The organism is Rugamonas fusca (assembly GCF_014042365.1).
Classification (GTDB): domain Bacteria; phylum Pseudomonadota; class Gammaproteobacteria; order Burkholderiales; family Burkholderiaceae_D; genus Rugamonas; species Rugamonas fusca.
In genome coordinates, this window is the sequence record NZ_JACEZS010000015.1 from 67,976 (window position 1) to 85,347 (window position 17,372).

General features: G+C 64.6%; 18 protein-coding genes. 13 read left to right on the forward strand and 5 right to left on the reverse strand.

Translation table 11 applies throughout. From position 1 onward, the window contains the following. The first annotated feature begins 203 nt into the window (after positions 1-203). The 6 genes from H3H36_RS17450 (at position 204) to H3H36_RS17475 (ending at position 8,930) form a co-directional block, all read left to right on the forward strand. The gene (locus H3H36_RS17450; RefSeq protein WP_182219375.1) at positions 204-812 is read left to right on the forward strand and encodes a glutathione S-transferase family protein; all 609 of its coding nucleotides are present in this window, start codon (positions 204-206) and stop codon (positions 810-812) included. A 20-nt stretch (positions 813-832) separates the two neighbouring features. Beyond that, positions 833-1,900: a LacI family DNA-binding transcriptional regulator gene (locus H3H36_RS17455; protein ID WP_182219376.1), complete on the forward strand. Its 1,068-nt coding sequence runs from the start codon at positions 833-835 to the stop codon at positions 1,898-1,900. A gap of 344 nt (positions 1,901-2,244) precedes the next feature. After that, on the forward strand, positions 2,245-4,566 hold the full coding sequence (locus H3H36_RS17460) for a TonB-dependent receptor domain-containing protein (protein WP_182219377.1): 2,322 nt from the start codon (positions 2,245-2,247) through the stop codon (positions 4,564-4,566). Between the two features lie 67 nt (positions 4,567-4,633). After that, positions 4,634-6,526 carry an alpha-amylase family protein gene (locus H3H36_RS17465; RefSeq protein WP_182219378.1) on the forward strand — a complete coding sequence of 631 codons (1,893 nt, stop codon included), beginning with the start codon at positions 4,634-4,636 and terminating at the stop codon, positions 6,524-6,526. Further along, positions 6,523-7,557, forward strand: coding sequence for a PfkB family carbohydrate kinase (locus H3H36_RS17470; protein WP_229219962.1), 1,035 nt, complete (start codon positions 6,523-6,525; stop codon positions 7,555-7,557). The genes H3H36_RS17465 and H3H36_RS17470 overlap by 4 nt, the downstream gene beginning before the upstream one ends. Before the next feature lie 14 nt (positions 7,558-7,571). Beyond that, complete coding sequence (locus tag H3H36_RS17475) at positions 7,572-8,930, forward strand: MFS transporter (protein WP_182219379.1); 1,359 nt, start codon at positions 7,572-7,574, stop codon at positions 8,928-8,930. A 42-nt stretch (positions 8,931-8,972) separates the two neighbouring features. On the opposite strand, the gene bfr is transcribed toward H3H36_RS17475, so the two are convergent. Beyond that, positions 8,973-9,443, reverse strand: coding sequence for a bacterioferritin (gene bfr, locus H3H36_RS17480; protein WP_182219380.1), 471 nt, complete (start codon positions 9,441-9,443; stop codon positions 8,973-8,975). Positions 9,444-9,547: 104 nt separating this feature from the next. Further along, complete coding sequence (locus H3H36_RS17485) at positions 9,548-9,769, reverse strand: (2Fe-2S)-binding protein (RefSeq protein ID WP_182219381.1); 222 nt, start codon at positions 9,767-9,769, stop codon at positions 9,548-9,550. A gap of 254 nt (positions 9,770-10,023) precedes the next feature. On the opposite strand from H3H36_RS17485, the gene H3H36_RS17490 reads away from it, so the two are divergent. The 5 genes from H3H36_RS17490 to H3H36_RS17510 all read left to right on the forward strand — a co-directional run bounded on the left by H3H36_RS17490 (position 10,024) and on the right by H3H36_RS17510 (position 13,096). Further along, entirely contained in the window at positions 10,024-10,290 is a 267-nt protein-coding gene (locus tag H3H36_RS17490; protein ID WP_182157048.1) for a FeoA family protein, read from the forward strand. 2 nt (positions 10,291-10,292) lie between these two features. Then, positions 10,293-12,185 (forward strand): ferrous iron transporter B, encoded by a 1,893-nt coding sequence (gene feoB, locus H3H36_RS17495; RefSeq protein WP_182219382.1) that lies wholly within the window; start codon positions 10,293-10,295, stop codon positions 12,183-12,185. Between the two features lies 1 nt (position 12,186). After that, entirely contained in the window at positions 12,187-12,465 is a 279-nt protein-coding gene (locus tag H3H36_RS17500) for a DUF6587 family protein (RefSeq protein WP_182219383.1), read from the forward strand. 90 nt (positions 12,466-12,555) lie between these two features. Then, positions 12,556-12,825 carry a BrnT family toxin gene (locus tag H3H36_RS17505; protein ID WP_182219384.1) on the forward strand — a complete coding sequence of 90 codons (270 nt, stop codon included), beginning with the start codon at positions 12,556-12,558 and terminating at the stop codon, positions 12,823-12,825. Then, positions 12,809-13,096: a BrnA antitoxin family protein gene (locus H3H36_RS17510; RefSeq protein ID WP_182219385.1), complete on the forward strand. Its 288-nt coding sequence runs from the start codon at positions 12,809-12,811 to the stop codon at positions 13,094-13,096. The genes H3H36_RS17505 and H3H36_RS17510 overlap by 17 nt, the downstream gene beginning before the upstream one ends. Positions 13,097-13,185: 89 nt before the next feature. On the opposite strand, the gene H3H36_RS17515 is transcribed toward H3H36_RS17510, so the two are convergent. Genes H3H36_RS17515 through H3H36_RS17525 form a run of 3 tightly spaced genes read right to left on the reverse strand, consistent with a single transcriptional unit; the run spans position 13,186 to position 16,427 of the window. After that, entirely contained in the window at positions 13,186-14,565 is a 1,380-nt protein-coding gene (locus tag H3H36_RS17515; protein ID WP_182219386.1) for an adenylosuccinate synthetase, read from the reverse strand. Positions 14,566-14,574: 9 nt separating this feature from the next. Then, entirely contained in the window at positions 14,575-15,549 is a 975-nt protein-coding gene (locus H3H36_RS17520; RefSeq protein WP_182219387.1) for a VWA domain-containing protein, read from the reverse strand. Positions 15,550-15,569: 20 nt separating this feature from the next. Beyond that, a complete protein-coding gene (locus H3H36_RS17525; RefSeq protein ID WP_311196650.1) occupies positions 15,570-16,427 on the reverse strand; it encodes a lipopolysaccharide kinase InaA family protein in 858 nt (285 codons plus the stop codon). A gap of 391 nt (positions 16,428-16,818) precedes the next feature. Between H3H36_RS17525 and H3H36_RS17530 the strand changes: the two genes are divergently transcribed. Both H3H36_RS17530 and H3H36_RS17535 read left to right on the forward strand, forming a co-directional pair. Continuing rightward, the gene (locus H3H36_RS17530; RefSeq protein WP_182219389.1) at positions 16,819-17,166 is read left to right on the forward strand and encodes a BrnT family toxin; all 348 of its coding nucleotides are present in this window, start codon (positions 16,819-16,821) and stop codon (positions 17,164-17,166) included. Next, positions 17,109-17,369, forward strand: coding sequence for a BrnA antitoxin family protein (locus tag H3H36_RS17535; RefSeq protein WP_182219390.1), 261 nt, complete (start codon positions 17,109-17,111; stop codon positions 17,367-17,369). Before H3H36_RS17530 ends, H3H36_RS17535 begins: the two co-directional genes overlap by 58 nt. Positions 17,370-17,372: the final 3 nt, after the last annotated feature.

Here is a 17,372-nt window from a genome sequence, read left to right on the forward strand (position 1 = left end):
AAAACAACGGTGCGCAACGGTGCGGCGGGGCGATCAGGATGGGCCAACGTCGCTGGCGGCGCCTCCCAGGCGCGGGCAAACCCGCATTTTACCATTGGCCGGGAGCACCCGCCTGTTGCGCCGCTACGCCGGCTTGACCACGCGCGCCGCCAATGCGATGGGCCGATGCTATACTGTTACCTAATCTTCTACTCGTAGCGTCTATGAAACTCATCGGTTCCCTCGCCAGTCCTTATGTACGCAAAGTCCGTGTCGTGTTAGCGGAGAAGAAGCTCGACTACCAGTTTGAACTGGAGAACGTGTGGGCCTCCGAGACCACGATCCAGAAACTGAACCCGCTGGGCAAGGTGCCGAGCCTGATCATGGAAGACGGCACGGTGATGATCGATTCGCGCGTGATGGTCGAGTATCTCGACACGCTCACGCCGGTCTGCAAGCTGCTGCCACCCAACGGCCGCGAGCGCGCCGACATCAAGTGCTGGGAAGCGCTGGCCGACGGCGTGCTCGACGCGGGCGTGCTGGTGCGCCTGGAACGCACCCTGCGTCCGCCTGAGCAGCAGAGCGCCGACTGGATCGCGCGCCAGTTGCGCAAGGTGGAGCTGGGCCTGGCCTCGATGTCCGACAAGCTGGGCGACCAGCCCTATTGCGCCGGCATCCATTATTCGCTGGCCGACGTGGCCGTCGGCTGCGCGCTGGGCTGGTTCGCGTTCCGCTTCCCGGAAATCGACTGGCGCGGCACCCACCCGAACCTGGCCCGCCTGCACGATAAGCTGGCCGAGCGGCCATCGTTCAAGGACACGGTGCCGCAGTAAGCCGGCATTTGGCCTGACCTGTGCCCAAGACCACGCCGCCCGCGGCCGATAGCCCGACGCCGGCCCAGCAACAGCGGTTGCAGATGGCCGACATCGCCCGCCTGGCGGGCGTGTCCACCTCGACCGTCTCGCGCGCGCTGAGCGGCAGCTCGCTGGTCAACGACGAAACCCGGGCCCGCATCATGGAGCTGGCCCGCTCGCTCAAGTACACCATCAACATTGGCGCGCAGAACCTGCGCCTGAAGCAGAACCGCACCATTGGCGTGGTGATCCCGTACGATTCGGCCACCCGCCAGCACCTGACCGATCCGTTCTTCCTGGCCATGCTGGGCAGCCTGGCCGACGCCCTTACCGAGCAGGGCTTCGACATGCTGGTGAGCCGGGTCGACGCCGAGCAGCTCGACGCGGCCGCCGCGCCGTTCGACACGGGCCGCGTGATCGGCGTGGTGCTGATCGGCCAGTGGCGCCACCACGACCAGCTCAATCAACTGGCCGCGCGCCATGTGCCCATGGTGGTGTGGGGCGCGCAATTGCCGCAACAGCTGTACTGCACCGTCGGCGGCGACAATGTGGCCGGCGGCCGGCTGGCTACGGCCCACTTGCTGCAGCAGGGCCGGCGCCGCATCGCCTTCCTTGGCGACACGGGACTGCCCGAGGTGGCCCAGCGCTACCAGGGCTATACGGAGGCGCTGGCCGCCGCTGGCCTGGCGCCCGATCCCCAATTGCAGGTCGATGTATCGTTCCTGCCGCAGGGCGGCAGCGAAGGCGTGCTGGAACTGCGCCGCCGCGCCGTGGCGTTCGACGCCGTGTTCGCGTGCAGCGATTTGCTGGCCATGACGGCCATGAACACCTTGCGCCAGCACGGCGTGGACGTGCCGGGGCAGGTGGCCGTGGTCGGTTATGACGACATCGAGCTGTCCAGCTATTTCCATCCGCCGCTCAGTTCCGTGCGCCAGCCGATGCGCGAGGCGGGCCGCGCCCTCGTCGCGGCGCTGCTGGAATTGACGGAAGGCCGGCCCGCGCCGTCGCGGCTGCTGCCCACGGAGCTCGTCGTGCGCGACAGCAGCGTGGCGCCCACTTCCCGCTGATCCGCTACGCAAGTCCAGATAGTTGCGTACTCAACTAAATTGCAACCGATTGCAATTTTATTTGCAAATATGCGACATTTTTGTGCTGCATCGCAGCATAAATATTGTATTTCATCACGCAGATATCCTCTGTTTTTGCGGATTTCATAGAGCAAGCCGATTGCGTCATGGTTAGAATTTCCATGCTGCGCCGCTGCATTGCAATCGATTGCAATAATTTCGCAATCGAGGAATAATGGCGCACCTGCTCAGTAATTCAGCACAATGACAACCGGCTCAACAGGTTGCGCTGAACGCGAGTCCAACCGCCGCCAAGACGCGGTGCACATACCTGGAGGAGAACCATGGAACAATCGAAAGTCAAACTGAGCGGCGTGGCCGCAGCCGTCGCGCTCGCCATGCTGCAACTGGGCGCCGCCCATGCGCAGCAGGCCGATGCCGCCGCCGCGCCCGCCGCCGCTCCCGCGCCCGCCGCGCAGCCGGCCGATGGCCTGAACCTGGAACGCATCGTCGTCACCGGCACCACGGGCGGCGCAACCAAGATGAAGTCCAGCGTCTCCATCTCCACCATGGACCCGGACGCGATCAAGCAATCCGTGCCCACCAGCGCGGCCGAAGTGCTGCGCTCGGTGCCGGGCGTGCGCTCGGAATCGTCGGGCGGCGAAGGCAACGCCAACATCACCGTGCGCGGCGTGCCCATCTCGGCCGGCGGCGCGCGCTATGTGCAGATCCAGGAAGACGGCCTGCCCGTGCTGCAGTCGGGCGACTTCAACTTCATCACGCCCGACAGCTACGTGAAGATCGACGGCACGCTGGACCACCTGGAAGTGGTGCGCGGCGGCTCGGCCTCCACGCTGGCCACCAACTCGCCGGGAGGCATCATCAACTTCATCAGCAAGACGGGCGAAGAGAAGGGCGGCCATATCGGCATCAGCCGCGGCCTCGGCTACGATGAAACCCGCTACGACTTCGACTACGGCGCGCCGGTCTCGGACAAGACCCGCTTCTTCATCGGCGGCCACTATCGCAGCGGCGAAGGCATCCGCAACACGGGCCTGAGCACGGAGAGCGGCGGCCAGATCCGCGGCAACGTCACCCATGACCTGGACAATGGTTTCATCCGCATCTCGTTCAAGCACCTGGACGACAAGTCGCCCACGGCACTGCCGGTGCCGGTGCGCGTGGTGAACCAGCAGGTCACGGAAATCCCCGGCATCGACCCGCGCAAGGTCAGCTTCTACTCGCCGTACTGGGTGCGCGACGTGGTGCTGGACAAGAACAACAACCCGGTCTCCACCAACGTCAACGACGGCTTGCGCGTCAAGAGCGACGCGCTGGGCCTGGAAGGTTCGTTCGACCTGGGCGGCGGCTGGACCCTGAGCGACAAGTTCCGCAAGGCCAGCAACAGCGGCCGCTTCGCCGGCGTGTTCCCGGCCGATAACGGTACCGTGGGCAGCTATGTGTTCGCCACCGGTCCCAACAAGGGCAAGGCATACAACGGGCTGGCCTTCAACGCGGTCGTGTTCAACACCTCCATCGATGACGCCGGCAATACGCTCAACGACACCAAGCTGTCCAAGACCTTCCAGCTGTCCAACGGCGGTAAGCTGACCGGCACGGCCGGCCTGTACGCCTCGACCCAGCAACTGGGCCTGACGTGGAACTTCAACCAGTACCTGCTGCAAGCGACGGGCGACAAGCCGGCCTTGCTGCAAACGTCCAGCGCCACGCCCGGCTATGTGGGCCCGGCCTGGGGCGGCTGCTGCATGCGCGCCGTCGACATGGAGTACAAGCTGACGTCGCCGTACCTGAACGTGGGCTACGAACAGGGCCCGCTGAACGTGGACGCCAGCGTGCGCCAGGACCGCCAGCGCGCCAGCGGCACGGCCAACATCGCCACCGCCGGCCTGCACTACGACGCCGCCAACACCCAGATGGTGGACTACAAGATCAACCACAACTCGTATTCGGTGGGCGGCAACTACCGCCTGACCAAGGACCTGGCGCTGTTTGCCCGCGTCAGCGACGGCGTGGCCTTCAACGCCGACCGCATCCTGTTCGGCACCCCGCTCGATGGCACGGCACCCATCAACATCAACACCGTCAAGCAGCTCGAAGGCGGCCTGAAATGGCGGCGTGGCGGCGTGAGCACCTTCGTCACGCTGTTCCAGGCCAAGACGGATGAAACCAATTACGAGGCGACCACCCAGCGCAGCACCGCCAACAGCTACGACGCCAAGGGCGCGGAACTGGAAGCGGCTTACAACGCGGGCGACTTTCGCATCAACGGTGGTCTCACTTACACCGATGCCAAGATCACCGGCACCGCGCCTGGCGACGTGGCAGTGATCGGCAACACGCCGCGCCGCCAGGCCAAGGTGGTGTACCAGCTGGCGCCGACCTACACCTGGAACGACCTGACGGTCGGCGGCAGCATCGTCGGCACCGGCAAGTCCTGGGCTGATGACGCCCACACCATCATCATGCCGGCCTACCAGGTGGTGAGCGCGTTCGTGAACTACCAGCTGTCGCAGCAGGCCGTGGTGTCGCTGAGCGCGAACAACCTGTTCGACAAGATCGGCTACACGGAAGTGGAAGGCGACGGCCACGCGGCGCGCTCCATCACGGGCCGCTCGGTCAAGCTGAGCCTGAACTACGCCTTCTAAACAAGGCAACTCCGGCGCGGCCTGCCAATCCGGCGGGCCGCGCCTTGCCCTTATTTTTCTCCCCACCATGACGAATATTTCCCCTCCCGCCGAACGCTTGCTGGCGGCATTACCTGCGCCGCTGCAGCCGGTTGCTGCGCGCCGTCTGGCCGCCCATGAACCGGCGCTGCGCAAGCTGCTGGCCGGCCTGTATGGCGGCCACGCCGGCTTCGACGCCTGGCTGGGCGACCTGATGGAAAATCTGGGCCAGCTGTACGCAGCCCGTCCGGAAGCGCTGCGCCGGCTGGACGCGGCCCGCGCCGCAGAGCCGGACTGGTTCCTCAGCCAGCGCATGCTGGGCTACTGCGCCTACGTGCAGAACTTCGGCGGCGACCTGCAAGGCGTGGCGCGCCAGATTCCGCACCTGCAGGCCATGGGCGTGAGCTATCTGCACCTGCTGCCGTTCCTGCGCGCGCGCGCCGGCGAGAACGACGGTGGTTTCGCCGTGGCCAGCTTCGACGAAGTGGAACCGGAACTGGGTAGCAATGCCGACCTGGAAGCGCTGACGGCGCAATTGCGGGTGGCCGGCATCAGCCTGTGCTCCGACTTCATCCTCAACCACGTGGCCGACGACCACGCGTGGGCGCAGGGCGCGCGCGCGGGCGACGCAGCCATGCGCGCCATGTTCCACGTGTTCCCCGACCGTACCATGCCGGATCGCTACGAGCGTACGCTGGGCCAGGTGTTCCCCCAGGTCGCGCCGGGCAATTTCAGCTACGTCGAGGCGCTGGGCGGCTGGGTCTGGACCACGTTCTATCCCTACCAGTGGGACCTGAACTACGCCAACCCGGCCGTGTTCGCGGCCATGGCGGCAACCCTGCTGCAGCTGGCCAATCGCGGCATCGAAGTGTTCCGGCTCGATTCCACCGCCTTCCTGTGGAAGCGCGAAGGCAGCAACTGCATGAACCAGCCGGAAGCGCACCAACTGCTGCAAGCCATGCGGGCCATCGTCGACATCGTGGCGCCGGGCGTGCTGCTCAAGGCCGAGGCTATCGTGCCCACGCGCGAGCTGCCCGCCTATTTCGGTTCGGATGCGGCGCCCGAATGCCACATTGCCTACCACAGCAGCCTGATGGCCGCTGGCTGGGCCGCCCTGGCCGAGCAGGACGCGGGCCTGTTGCGCGCCGTGGCCGCCAATACGCCACCGCTGCCGCCTGCGGCCAGCTGGCTCAGTTACGTGCGCTGCCATGACGACATCGGCTGGAACGTGCTGCGCGCGGAGGCGGGCGCGGACGGGCAGGACCCGAACCCCCGGCTGGCCCGCGTAGCCCAGTTCTTCGCCGGCGCCAACGGCAGCTATGCGCGCGGCGCCGCGTTCCAGAGCAGCGATCCGAACGCGGCCCACGGCAGCAACGGCATGGCCGCGTCGCTGGCCGGGCTGGAAGCGGCCGACACGGCCGGCCAGCGCGAACTGGCGCTGCGCCGCACGCTGCTGCTGCATGGCCTGGCGCTCAGCTTTGGCGCCCTGCCTGTGCTGTACATGGGCGATGAACTGGCCCAGACCAATGACTATAGCTACACCGCGCGTCCCCAGCACGCCATGGACAGCCGCTGGCTGCAACGGCCCCGCTTCGACCGCGAGCGCTGGGCCGTCCGCCACGACGCCAGCACCATCCCAGGCCGCATGTACGGCGCGCTGCGCCAGTTGATCCTGCAGCGCCGGCGTCACGACGCGCTGGCCGCCGGCGCCCCACGCGCCGCGCTGGACGCGGGCCACCCGGCCGTGCTGGCGCTGGCGCGCGGCCCGCGCCTGCTGGTGCTGATGAATTTTTCCGGTCAGGCCCGCACGGTGGCGCTGGACGGCGACTGGACGTGCTGCCAGGACGGCCGCATACTGGCCGGCGAAACGATGCTGGAACCATGGGCCATGTTGTGGCTGGAGCGGCCAGACGGCCAGCCATCGAGCGAGCGTGCCGCATGAGCGCGCAACAACGAACGGAAGGAGTGCACGCCATGTGCGACAACGAGACCAACGCCAGCGGCAACGCCGAAGGCAACGCCAACCTCAACGCCATCGCCGTGTTCGGCGAAGCCCTGGTCGATGATTTCATCACCGAGCAGGTGGTGGGCGGCGCACCGTTCAACATGGCGCGCCACCTGGCCGCCTTCGGCGTGCCCACGCTGATGATCACGCGCGTGGGGCAGGACAAGAACGGCGCGCTGGTGCGCGCCGAATTCGAGCGCTACGGCATGCCGCAAACGGGTCTGCAGACCGACCCCACCGAAGCCACCGGCCGCGTGGTGGTGGAGCGCGGCGCCGATGGGCACCGCTTCATCATCCTGGCCGACCAGGCCTACGATTACATCGAGACGGAAGCGGCGCTGGCGGCGCTGCAAGCGACCGATCCCGGCGTGTTGTACTTCGGCACGCTGGCCCAGCGCAATCCGGCCAGCCGCGGGGCCTTGCGCGCCTTGCTGGCGGCGTCGCCGGCCAAGCGCTTCCTCGACCTGAACGTGCGCGACGGCCAGGTGGTGGAACGCAGCGTGTTCGAATCGCTGCACCAGGCCGACATCGTCAAGGTCAACGAGGAGGAATTGCAAGCGCTGTTCGACTGGTACACGCACGACCGGCCCGGCACGGCCGACGCCACCAGTCCCGCGCTGCATGCGGCCTGTTCGCGGCTGCTGCGCATCTTCTCGCTGGAAGGCCTGATCGTCACACTGGGCCCGCGCGGCGCCATCCACTTCGGCGCCGATGGCGTGATGACGGCCAGCCTGGTCAGCCATGCGCCGCTGCGCGTGGTGGATACGGTGGGTGCGGGCGATGCGTTCTCCGCCGTCTACCTGCACGGCCGCGCGCAGGGCTGGCCGCTGGCGCTGATGCTGGCGCGTGCCAACGCCTTCGCCGGCGCCATCTGCGGCATCTCTGGCGCGGTGCCGCAGTCCATGGATTTCTACCAGCCATGGCTGGCGCGCTGGCAGGCCGGCGCCGATGCGCTGGCCGTGTCCTGAACCGGGAGCAGCGAATGGCGATCCATAAACCGCACCTGTCGTTCTGGCAGATCGTGAACATGAACTTCGGTTTTTTCGGCATCCAGTTCAGCTTCGGCCTGCAGCAGAGCAGCATGAGCCCGATCTACAAATACCTGGGCGCCGATGAGGCGAGCCTGCCCTACCTGTGGCTGGCCGGCCCCATGACGGGCTTGCTGGTGCAGCCGCTGATCGGCGCCATGAGCGACCGCACCATCACCCGCTGGGGGCGGCGCACGCCGTACTTCCTGGTGGGCGCCATCCTGTGCAGCATCGGCCTGCTGCTGATGCCGTTCAGCCCCGCGCTGTGGATGGCGGCCGGCCTGCTGTGGATACTGGACGCGGCCAACAACGTGACGATGGAACCGTACCGCGCCTTCGTCAGCGACAAGCTGGCGCCGGAGCAGCACTCGATCGGCTTCCTCACGCAAAGCGCGTTCACGGGACTGGGCCAGACGCTGGCCTACCTGACGCCTTCGCTGCTGGTGTGGTGGGGCATGGACAAGGATGCCGTCAACAGCCACCACATCCCGCAGGTGGTGATCGTGGCGTTCGTGATCGGCGCCGTGTGTTCGATCACGTCCGTGCTGTGGACGCTCAGGACCACGCCCGAGCATCCCTTGTCGGAAGCGGAACTGGCTGAACTGCGGGCGCGGCCGGCCGGCTGGCGCCACACGCTGGGCGACATCGTGGACGCCGTGCGCGAGATGCCGTCCACCATGCGGCAGCTGGCGCTGGTCAAGCTGTTCCAGTGGTATGCCATGTTCTGCTACTGGCAGTACATCATGCTGTCGCTGGCCACGACCATTTACGGCACCACCGACCAGACCACGCAGGGCTTCCGCGATGCGGGACTGTTGACGGGGCAGGTGGGCGCGTTCTACAACGGCGTGGCCTTCGTGGGCGCGCTGGCGCTGGTGCCGTTCACGCGCCGCTACGGACCGAAACTGACGCACAGCGCTTGCCTGGCGCTGGCCGGCGCCGGCATGCTGTGCATCCCGCTGATCCACTCGCCGCTGCTGTTGTTGCTGCCGATGGTGGGCATCGGGCTGGCGTGGGCCAGCATCATGGGCAATCCGTATGTGATGCTGGCCGGGTGCATTCCGCCCGAGCGCACGGGGGTCTACATGGGCATCTTCAACATGTTCATCGTGATCCCGATGATCATCCAGATCTTCACGCTGCCGTTGTACTACCGCAGCTGGCTGGGTGGGAATCCGGAGAACGTGATCCGTCTGGCGGGGGGGCTGATGCTGTGCGGCGCGCTGGCTGTGTTGTTCGTCAAGCTCAGGCCGGGCGCCGCGGCGGGGGAGGCCGCGCCGGCGGCGCGGGCTGCGTTGGGTGGCGGCCACTGAGCAGCCGCCAACGTGCGGGAGCGGGCCAGGCGGCCCGCTCGTTCATTCCGCCATCTGGCTTTGCAGGTAGTTCTGCAGGCCGACCTTGGCCACCAGGTCGATCTGGGTTTCCAGCCAGTCGATGTGTTCCTCGGTGTCTTCCAAAATCTCCAGCAGCAGGTCGCGCGACACGTAGTCGGCCGCCTTCTCGCAGGCGGCGATGCCTTCCTTGACGGTGAGCTGGGCGCCCCGTTCCAGTTGCAGGTCGCAGTCGAGCATCTCTTCCGTGTTCTCGCCCACCATCACCTTGTGCAGCGCCTGCAGGTTGGGCAGGCCGTCGAGCATCAGGATGCGGTCGATCAGGCGGTCGGCATGCTTCATCTCGCCGATCGATTCCTCGTATTCCTTCTTGGCCAGCTTGCCCAGGCCCCAGTGGCGGTACATGCGCGAGTGCAGGAAATACTGGTTGATCGCGGTCAGTTCATTGGTCAGCTGCGCGTTGAGCTGTTTGATGACGTCTTGGTCGCCCTTCATGATGTCGCCTTCGCTGTGGTGATGGAGTGCTGTCATTTTGCCATGAAAGGGCAGGCGCGCGTAGCGCCGCACGTGGCGCGGCGCAGCATACGGCAAGGACGGATTTATTCGGCCAGCACGGGGCGCTTGAGCGTGGTGGCGTTCAGCGTGGTGGCGTTGAGCCTGGCCAGCTGGGTGTCGAGCACGCCCTGGGCGCAGTCGGCGCACTGGCCGCAGCAGGTGGCCACGCCCAGTTGCTCGCGCAGTTCGTCCAGGGTGCGCAGGCCCAGTTCCACGGCCTGGCGGATTTCACGGTCGGAGATATTGTTGCAGACACAAACAATCATCGAAGCACCCAATGTGGAGGATAAAAACAGGGAATGATGAACAATATTGCGCTTTTCTCAATGCGAATCATTCTCATTACGTGGTTTATTCTGCCGCAAAATCAAGCAATCCGCAAGCGCAAATAGAAACCATTCGCATTCCCGTTTATAATGCTACTATTGATCTTGCCGGCGGGAATGCGATCTTGCAGCGCGCCGGCAAGCCGCTGCGGGCCACGTTCCGCGGCCTCCTCACCGATATTGCGGACATAGCCATGACACTAGCGCCTACGCTGATCAAACTCGACACCCTGCCCACGGGCAGCAGCGGCACGGTGGTGCACGTGGCCCCTGGCGATCCGGCCGACGACGGCGCCGACCTGGCGCGCCGCCTGATGGAGCTGGGCTTCGTGCCGGGCGAGAAGATCCGCCTGCTCAAGCGCGGCATGCCCGGCGGCGAACCGCTGGCCATCAAGGTGGGCAATTCCACGTTCGCATTGCGCCGCTTCGAGGCCGCGCTGATCTCGATTCAACCGGAATGACCATGGGCGCAGCGGAAAAGACGATGGCGGCCGTGTCGCAACTGCCGATGGTGGCGTTGCTGGGCAATCCCAACTGCGGCAAGACCGCACTGTTCAACCGCCTGACGGGCGCGCGCCAGAAAGTGGCCAACTACGCCGGCGTGACCATCGAGCGCAAGGAAGGCATGTTCACCTCGCCCGAGGGCCGGCCGTTCCGCGTGCTGGACCTGCCGGGCGCCTACAGCCTGTCGGCCCACACGCCCGACGAGGCCATCACGCGCGACGTGGTGGCCGGCCTGCGCGCGGGCGAGCAGTCGCCCGACGTGGTGGTGTGCGTGGTGGACGCCACCAATTTGCGCCTGAACCTGCGCCTGGTACTGGAGATCAAGCGCCTGGGCCTGCCCATGGTGCTGGCGCTGAACATGGTGGACGTGGCGGCCAAGCGCGGCATCGTGATCGACGCCGATAAGCTGGCCGAGGAATTGGGCATGACGGTGGTGGAGACGGTGGCCGTGCAGGGTGGCGGCGAGAAGTCGCTGCTGCGCGCGCTGGACGCCATGTGGCCATTGCGCACAGTGGCGGCCAAGCCGCTGTCGGCCATCGACGAAGTGTCGGTCGAGGACACGCAGCGCGAAGTGCGCCGCATCCTGGCCGCCGTCAGCAACGACTTCCACGACACGGGCAACCTGACGGAAAAGATCGACGACGTGGTGCTGCACCCGGTGCTCGGCCCCGTGATTCTGGCCGTGCTGATGTTCCTCGTGTTCCAGGCCGTGTTCAGCTGGGCCAATGTGCCGATGGATATGATCAAGGCCGGCGTCGATAGCGTGGGCCAGTACCTGACGGCCCACATGGGCGAAGGCTTGCTGCGCAGCCTGCTGGTGGAAGGTATTTTGGGCGGGGCCGGCAGCGTGCTGGTGTTCCTGCCGCAGATCCTGATCCTGTTCTTCTTCATCCTCGTGCTCGAGGACTGCGGCTACCTGCCGCGCGCCGCCTTCCTGCTGGACCGGCTGATGGGTGGCGTGGGCTTGTCGGGCCGCGCCTTCATTCCGCTGCTGTCGAGCTTCGCGTGCGCCATCCCCGGCATCATGGCCGCACGCACCATCCAGAATCCGCGCGACCGTCTGGTGACGATCATGATTGCGCCGCTGATGACGTGTTCCGCGCGATTGCCCGTGTATGCGCTGATCATCGCCGCCTTCATTCCAGACCGCCAGGTGGCAGGCTTGATGAGCTTGCAGGGCCTGGTGCTGTTCGGCCTGTACGTGGCCGGCATCGTGTCGGCCATGGGCGTGGCCTACTTCATGAAGCGCACCTTTGGCGCCAACCACCAGCAACCGCTGATGCTGGAGCTGCCCGCCTACCACTGGCCGCACCTGCGCAACCTGGCGCTGGGCCTGTGGGAGCGCGCCAAGATCTTCCTGACCCGCGTGGGCACCATCATCCTGACCTTGATGGTGCTGTTGTGGTTCCTCAGCTCCTTCCCCGGCGCACCGGAAGGGGCGACCCATCCGGCCATCTACTACAGCATGGCCGGCATGCTGGGCCGCGCGCTGGAAGTGGTGTTCACGCCGATCGGCTTCAACTGGCAGATCTGCATCGCGCTGGTGCCGGGCCTGGCCGCGCGCGAAGTGGCCGTGGGCGCGCTGGGCACCGTGTACGCGCTGTCGCAGACGGGCGAGGAACTGGCATCGTCGCTGACGCCCATCATCGCCGCGTCGTGGGCGCTGCCGACGGCCTTGTCGCTGCTGGCCTGGTACGTGTTCGCGCCGCAGTGCATGTCCACCCTGAGCGTGGTGCGGCGCGAGACGGGCACCTGGCGCTATCCGGCGCTGATGGCTGGGTATATGTTCGCGCTGGCCTACACGGCCTCGTTCCTCACCTATCGCATCGCGCTGTTGTTGACGGGAGCCTGATATGTGGCAGCAAGTGATCGTGGGGGTGATCGTGGCGGCGGCCTTGCTGCGCTTCTGCGCCCACTACCTGCCGGCCGCATTGCGGCGCCAGATCGTGTACTTCCTGGCGCGGCGCGGCTTCGACCAGAACAGGATGGCGCGGCTGTTTCGCACCCAGTCCAGTTGCGGCGATGGTTGTTCCAGCTGCGGCTCCTGTGACTCCACTCCGGCCGCATCGTCCGATGCGCCGCCTCCTTCCACTTCCGCCAAGCGCGTGATCAAGCTGCACGTGCAACGCTGATCGTCGTCCCGCTGCGACAGCGCAAACGCGCTGGCCGCAGTGCCGTTAATGTGTCCGTTGACGTTTCCCATTTCGCGGATAACATGACAGATGCAGATCACCTTCGATCCCGAGAAAGACAAGCTGAACCGGCGCAAGCATGGCGTTTCTTTATCACGGGCCATGGATTTCGAATGGGAACATGCCGTTACTTGGCTTGATCAGCGGTTCGAGTATGGAGAGTCGCGTGTGTGCGCACTGGGAATGATAGGAGTACGCTTGCATTTCATGGCCTTTGTCGAAAAGAGAGGCGTCTTGCGGATAATCAGTTTGCGCAAGGCAAATGTGAACGAGGAGAGACGCTATGCCGAAACAACGTAGCGCAATTTTGCTTACCACGGAAGAGGACGCGCAGATCACTACCGCGGCGCTTGCCGATCCGGACGCTCAACCTCTTACGGATGAGCAATTGGCGAAAATGATGCCGTGGAGCGAGTACGTCAAGACCTACGGCGCCGGCATCGGCGCCGACGTGGCCTTCGATCGTGATTTGGTGGCTGCTTTTGAGAACACGGGCAAAGGCTGGCGCAAACGCATGAACGATGCTCTGCGCGAATGGGCCGTGCAGCACGGCATGCTCCCGCCGGATTGAGTGGCCGGGGCATGAGCCGGCATTTTTCCAACACGGACGGAGCAGGTTACTGCGCTGCTGAGGCTTGCTTATATCGCCAAGTAACTTATTCAGTCTTGCAGTTTGCTGTAATGGCGTACAGTTTGGAAAGTCCGACCAAATGAGCCCTGTATAACAGGCAGTCCGCTCATCATCTCTGTTTGCGCTCTGAAGGTTTCCGCATCGTGGATAGCCTCGCCATCAAGCCGGGAACGGCAGGAATACAGCAGCTGCGTCAACCGTGCCTGATGCGTCAAGTCGTGGTTGGTGCTGGGACATAGCGCCGTGATTAGTCCAGCGGCGTTGCGCATGCATAGCTGGGTGTCATCACTCGCTTGCGTCGCCTCATAGGCGCGGCACCACCGCAGGCCGCGTTCTCGCTGGAATACGTCGAGGTGACTGATCAGCAGGCCGTCAAGCTTACCGATCACGGCCAAGGCATAGTGCAACAAGACGGCATCGGGGTGGCCGCGGCGAAAGTCGCCTTGCCAGCCGCCGCAGCGATTGTGAAGTTCCGGCAAGTGGGCAAGACGCTGGTCGTGGCTGGGTAAAGGTCCGTTACCGTGCCGTGTCATATAGCTGCGCAGCGCACCTAGATGGCGGATGCGGGCAGCTTGTCCCGCATCGGCAGCGACCGCTTCCGGCGACGAGGCGTGGATGCGGCTCCAACTGGTGTACGGGTGAAAGCCGCGCCATTCGTCCAGTAGCACGCCCTGCGCGCCTTCGAACAGAACCGTTCCAGGCCGATGTAGCCGTGCAGCCACGCCATCCCGGGACGCTGGCGGCACGACGCAGGTCAATTGATTGACGCTTTCCAGCCAGCGCAGCGACAGCGCTGAATCGGCCAGCACGCGCCGCTCGGCATGATAGCTGTCCCGGTTGAGCGGCGGGCAATCGCGGGGATCGAAGGCATTGAGCAGACAGTTGCGGATGGCTTCCAGTTTGGATCGCGCTATCGCGGGGGTCAGCAGTTCCGCATAACGCAGGGTGAGTTCTGGTTGTTCCAGATCCAGCTTGACGGTTTCGCCTATGCCCACGCCACAGCTGCCGTGCGCCATGGGACCGCGCGCTAGTTCGCGCATGCGTCCGGCTGCCTGATGGAACGGTGTGGTGATGCGGCAGCGGCCGTCGATGCACATGCGCAGCAGGCCGTCTTGTACGCCGACTCGGCGCAAGTAGTTGTTCTCGACCAGCAGGGCGGTGGGATGGACAACGACCGGAAAGGCTAGCAAGGTTGACACGCCGGGCACGAAGCTGCCGGCGCCGAATTGGGAAAACGTGTGATGGCGTCCATCCGGCAACACAACGTTGTGTGCTGCCTGAGCACCGCCATTGAAGCGCACGATAGTGTGGGCGTGTAACGTGCGGCACAGACTGTCTATAAACAGACCTTTGCCGCAGTCTCCAAAGCCGAGGCCCAGCACCGAAAACAGCCGCGTTGCTGCGCTCATCGCGGGCGCTTAGCCAAACATCCGCTTCCACCACGCGCCCGGTTGCGGCGCGCTGCCGGTGGCTGAATGAACCTGTCGCAGCGCGTCTGGGTCAAGCAGCGCGGCATAGGGGCGCAACGCCCGCACGACAGCTGACACGCGCTCATTGGCGATGCCGTTTGCGGCCAAGGTCTGCACCAGAGTGGCCTGGTCGGGGAGCACCCGTTCGGTCAGGGCGACAATGGATGCCGCCACGGCACAGGCATCATGTGCCGATTCCATGCAAATAACATGGTCGCCCAGCAGTTCGCGCCAGCGTTGTTCGCATCGCTTGCGGCGTCGCAGGTCGGGTATCAGGAAGAACACGTGATAGGTTTCCGCCGCTGCCGCAATCACCTCCTCGATAGGAATATCCTCGTCCAGCTTTTCGCCGACCAGGGTGTCGATCTGGTGGCGCGCCACGGCCGGATAGGGCACCTCGTCGCCGGTCAGGAACAGGTAGCCCTTTTTTCTGCGTTTGACCCAGCAGTCCAGATCGGTATGCTGCGCAGCAATGTAAAACGCCAGTTCGTAACTTTCTTCGCCGCTGCCGCCGCCACCACCTTCGAGGTAGGTCCAGGTCAGCCATTGATCCATCAGTTCGGCCGTCGATTCGAATTGGCCAACTTGCAGTGCCGCGTTGTCCGAGGTGGCGTCGCCTATGGCCATAAACAGCAATTGCGGGTCCGGGACGTGACAGGCCGTCAGCAGGTTCATAAATGTTGGCAGTTCGCGGGTTGCCAGATTTTCCGGAATATCCCCCATCGATCCTGTGACGTCGAGAGCAAATACGATGCCCAGCGAATGAGGATGGTCGGCACTGTCGCGCGCTTCGCGCATGCGCAGTCCATGCGGGTTCATCAGCGGGTGGCAGCCGCGCTGGGTGAATACTTCGGCACGCGAGGCCGATGAACGGTCGGCGATGATGGCTGCGTGGGCGGCATGTGAATAGTTTCCGTGACCCATGGTGACTCCTTGAACAAGCGTTACGTGGTGGGGGAAAAGGGGGTGAACTGTGGTGCGCCGAATGCGGCGTGAGCGGCGCTCTTTACTGCCTGATCGATGCCGGCAGCGCCTGCGTTGGCACACCAGTGCGCATCTTCGCTGGCCTGTTTCAGTACGGCCGCCAGCGGCGCCGGGGTGCCGTGGCCAATGGGGGGCTCGTCCGTACCACCGTGCAGTATGGAACGGATCGTCCACGCGGCCTGCATCAGGTCACGGGCTGGCGTCACGTGGGCCGTCTGCGGCTGTGCGTCGGCCCAGCCTATAATCAGTATGCCGTGGTCATCTGGCTGGACCAATAGATGGGCGGGCGTAAGGCGGCCGTGAATCCAGCCTGCTTCGTGGACGTAGCCCAGTACTTCCAGCATGCGTCGCCAGATCCAGATGGCATGGCGTGCCTCAATGCCATGACGATGATGTTGTATGACATCCGCTAAACTACCCCAGTAACCGGCCGGGTTGCGCAGCACCAGCGCTTCGGCTTGCGCACCGTTAGTTTCCTTGGCCAAGCCAAATAGCACTGGTTGCGGCAGCCGCTGTGAGAAATAGGCTGCGCCAGGATGGGCCAGCTCCTGCAGTTGTTGCAGCACTTGCCATTCACGTTTCAGCCGATCCGGCGTGGCGCCAGGGTGTGCCAACTTGATGACGACGCGCTCGGCCAGCGCACTCTGCCGTTGCCCTAGAACGACCCTGGCGGTGCTCCCATATCCAAGAGGCAGCAATGTTCGATACTGCTGACTGTCGCAGTTCACCATGCATGTGCTGGCATCGTCGATGGCGCGTGAGCGCAGATACGCGGCGCGGAACGAGGCCGCCCGCACGATGCGTTCACCGTGCGTCACTTCAGCGCTGCAGTAAGCGCAGGTCACCGTGCGCCACAGTGCTTGTCTTGGCAAAGGTGCGCCACACTGGGGACAGATCGGCGTGTGAGGATGCATGGACATTTTTTTCGATTGGACGCCTGCGGTTCACGTGGCATGGATAGGCGCCATGTGGCCAGTCAGAAAGGAAAGGATGCCGCGCTTTGGACAAGGTTGCCTTAGGCTAGCCCAAGGGGAAAGTAGCTCTATGTCAAATAGAGATCAGATTTTGTCCGCACAGGCTTACGCGAGCGCGTGATTACGCTGCACGCACAACACTGATCGCCGGCACTGCTGCGGCAGCGCAAACGCGCTGGCCGTGGCGTCGTTAATGTGTCCGTTGAAGTTTTCCATTTCGCGGATAACATGACAAATGCAGATCACCTGTGATCCCGTGAAGGACATGCTCAACCTACGCAAACACGGCATCTCGCTATTGGACGCCGACGTATTCGATTGGGATACCGCGCTATACTGGGTCGATCGGCGTCGCGATTACGAGGAACAGCGCATGTGCGCGTTGGGGCGCATCGCTGACCGCGTGCATGTGGCAGTGTTTGTGGTTCGTGCCGGGACCTTGAGAATGATCAGTTTGCGAAAAGCGAATCCGCGAGAGGAACGACGTTATGGCAAAACAGAGCAAGGCCGCCCAAGGCGGATGACGTGGGCGATACGGCGACCGACGTGGCGTCATCGCCCGATCCCGACGCATTGCCATTGACTGATGAGCAGCTTGCGCAATTCCGGCCGTGGCAACCTTGGCTGCGGGCGCCTGCGGGCACGTCCAAGGTCAGCGTCAGCATCGCGTATGACAGTGACCTGCTGGAGGTGTTCAAGTCCACCGGCGCGGGCTGGGAAGAGGGGATGAACGCAGTGCTGCGCGAGTGGGCCATACGGCGCGGCTATTTGCCGCCGCCGCGTTAGACG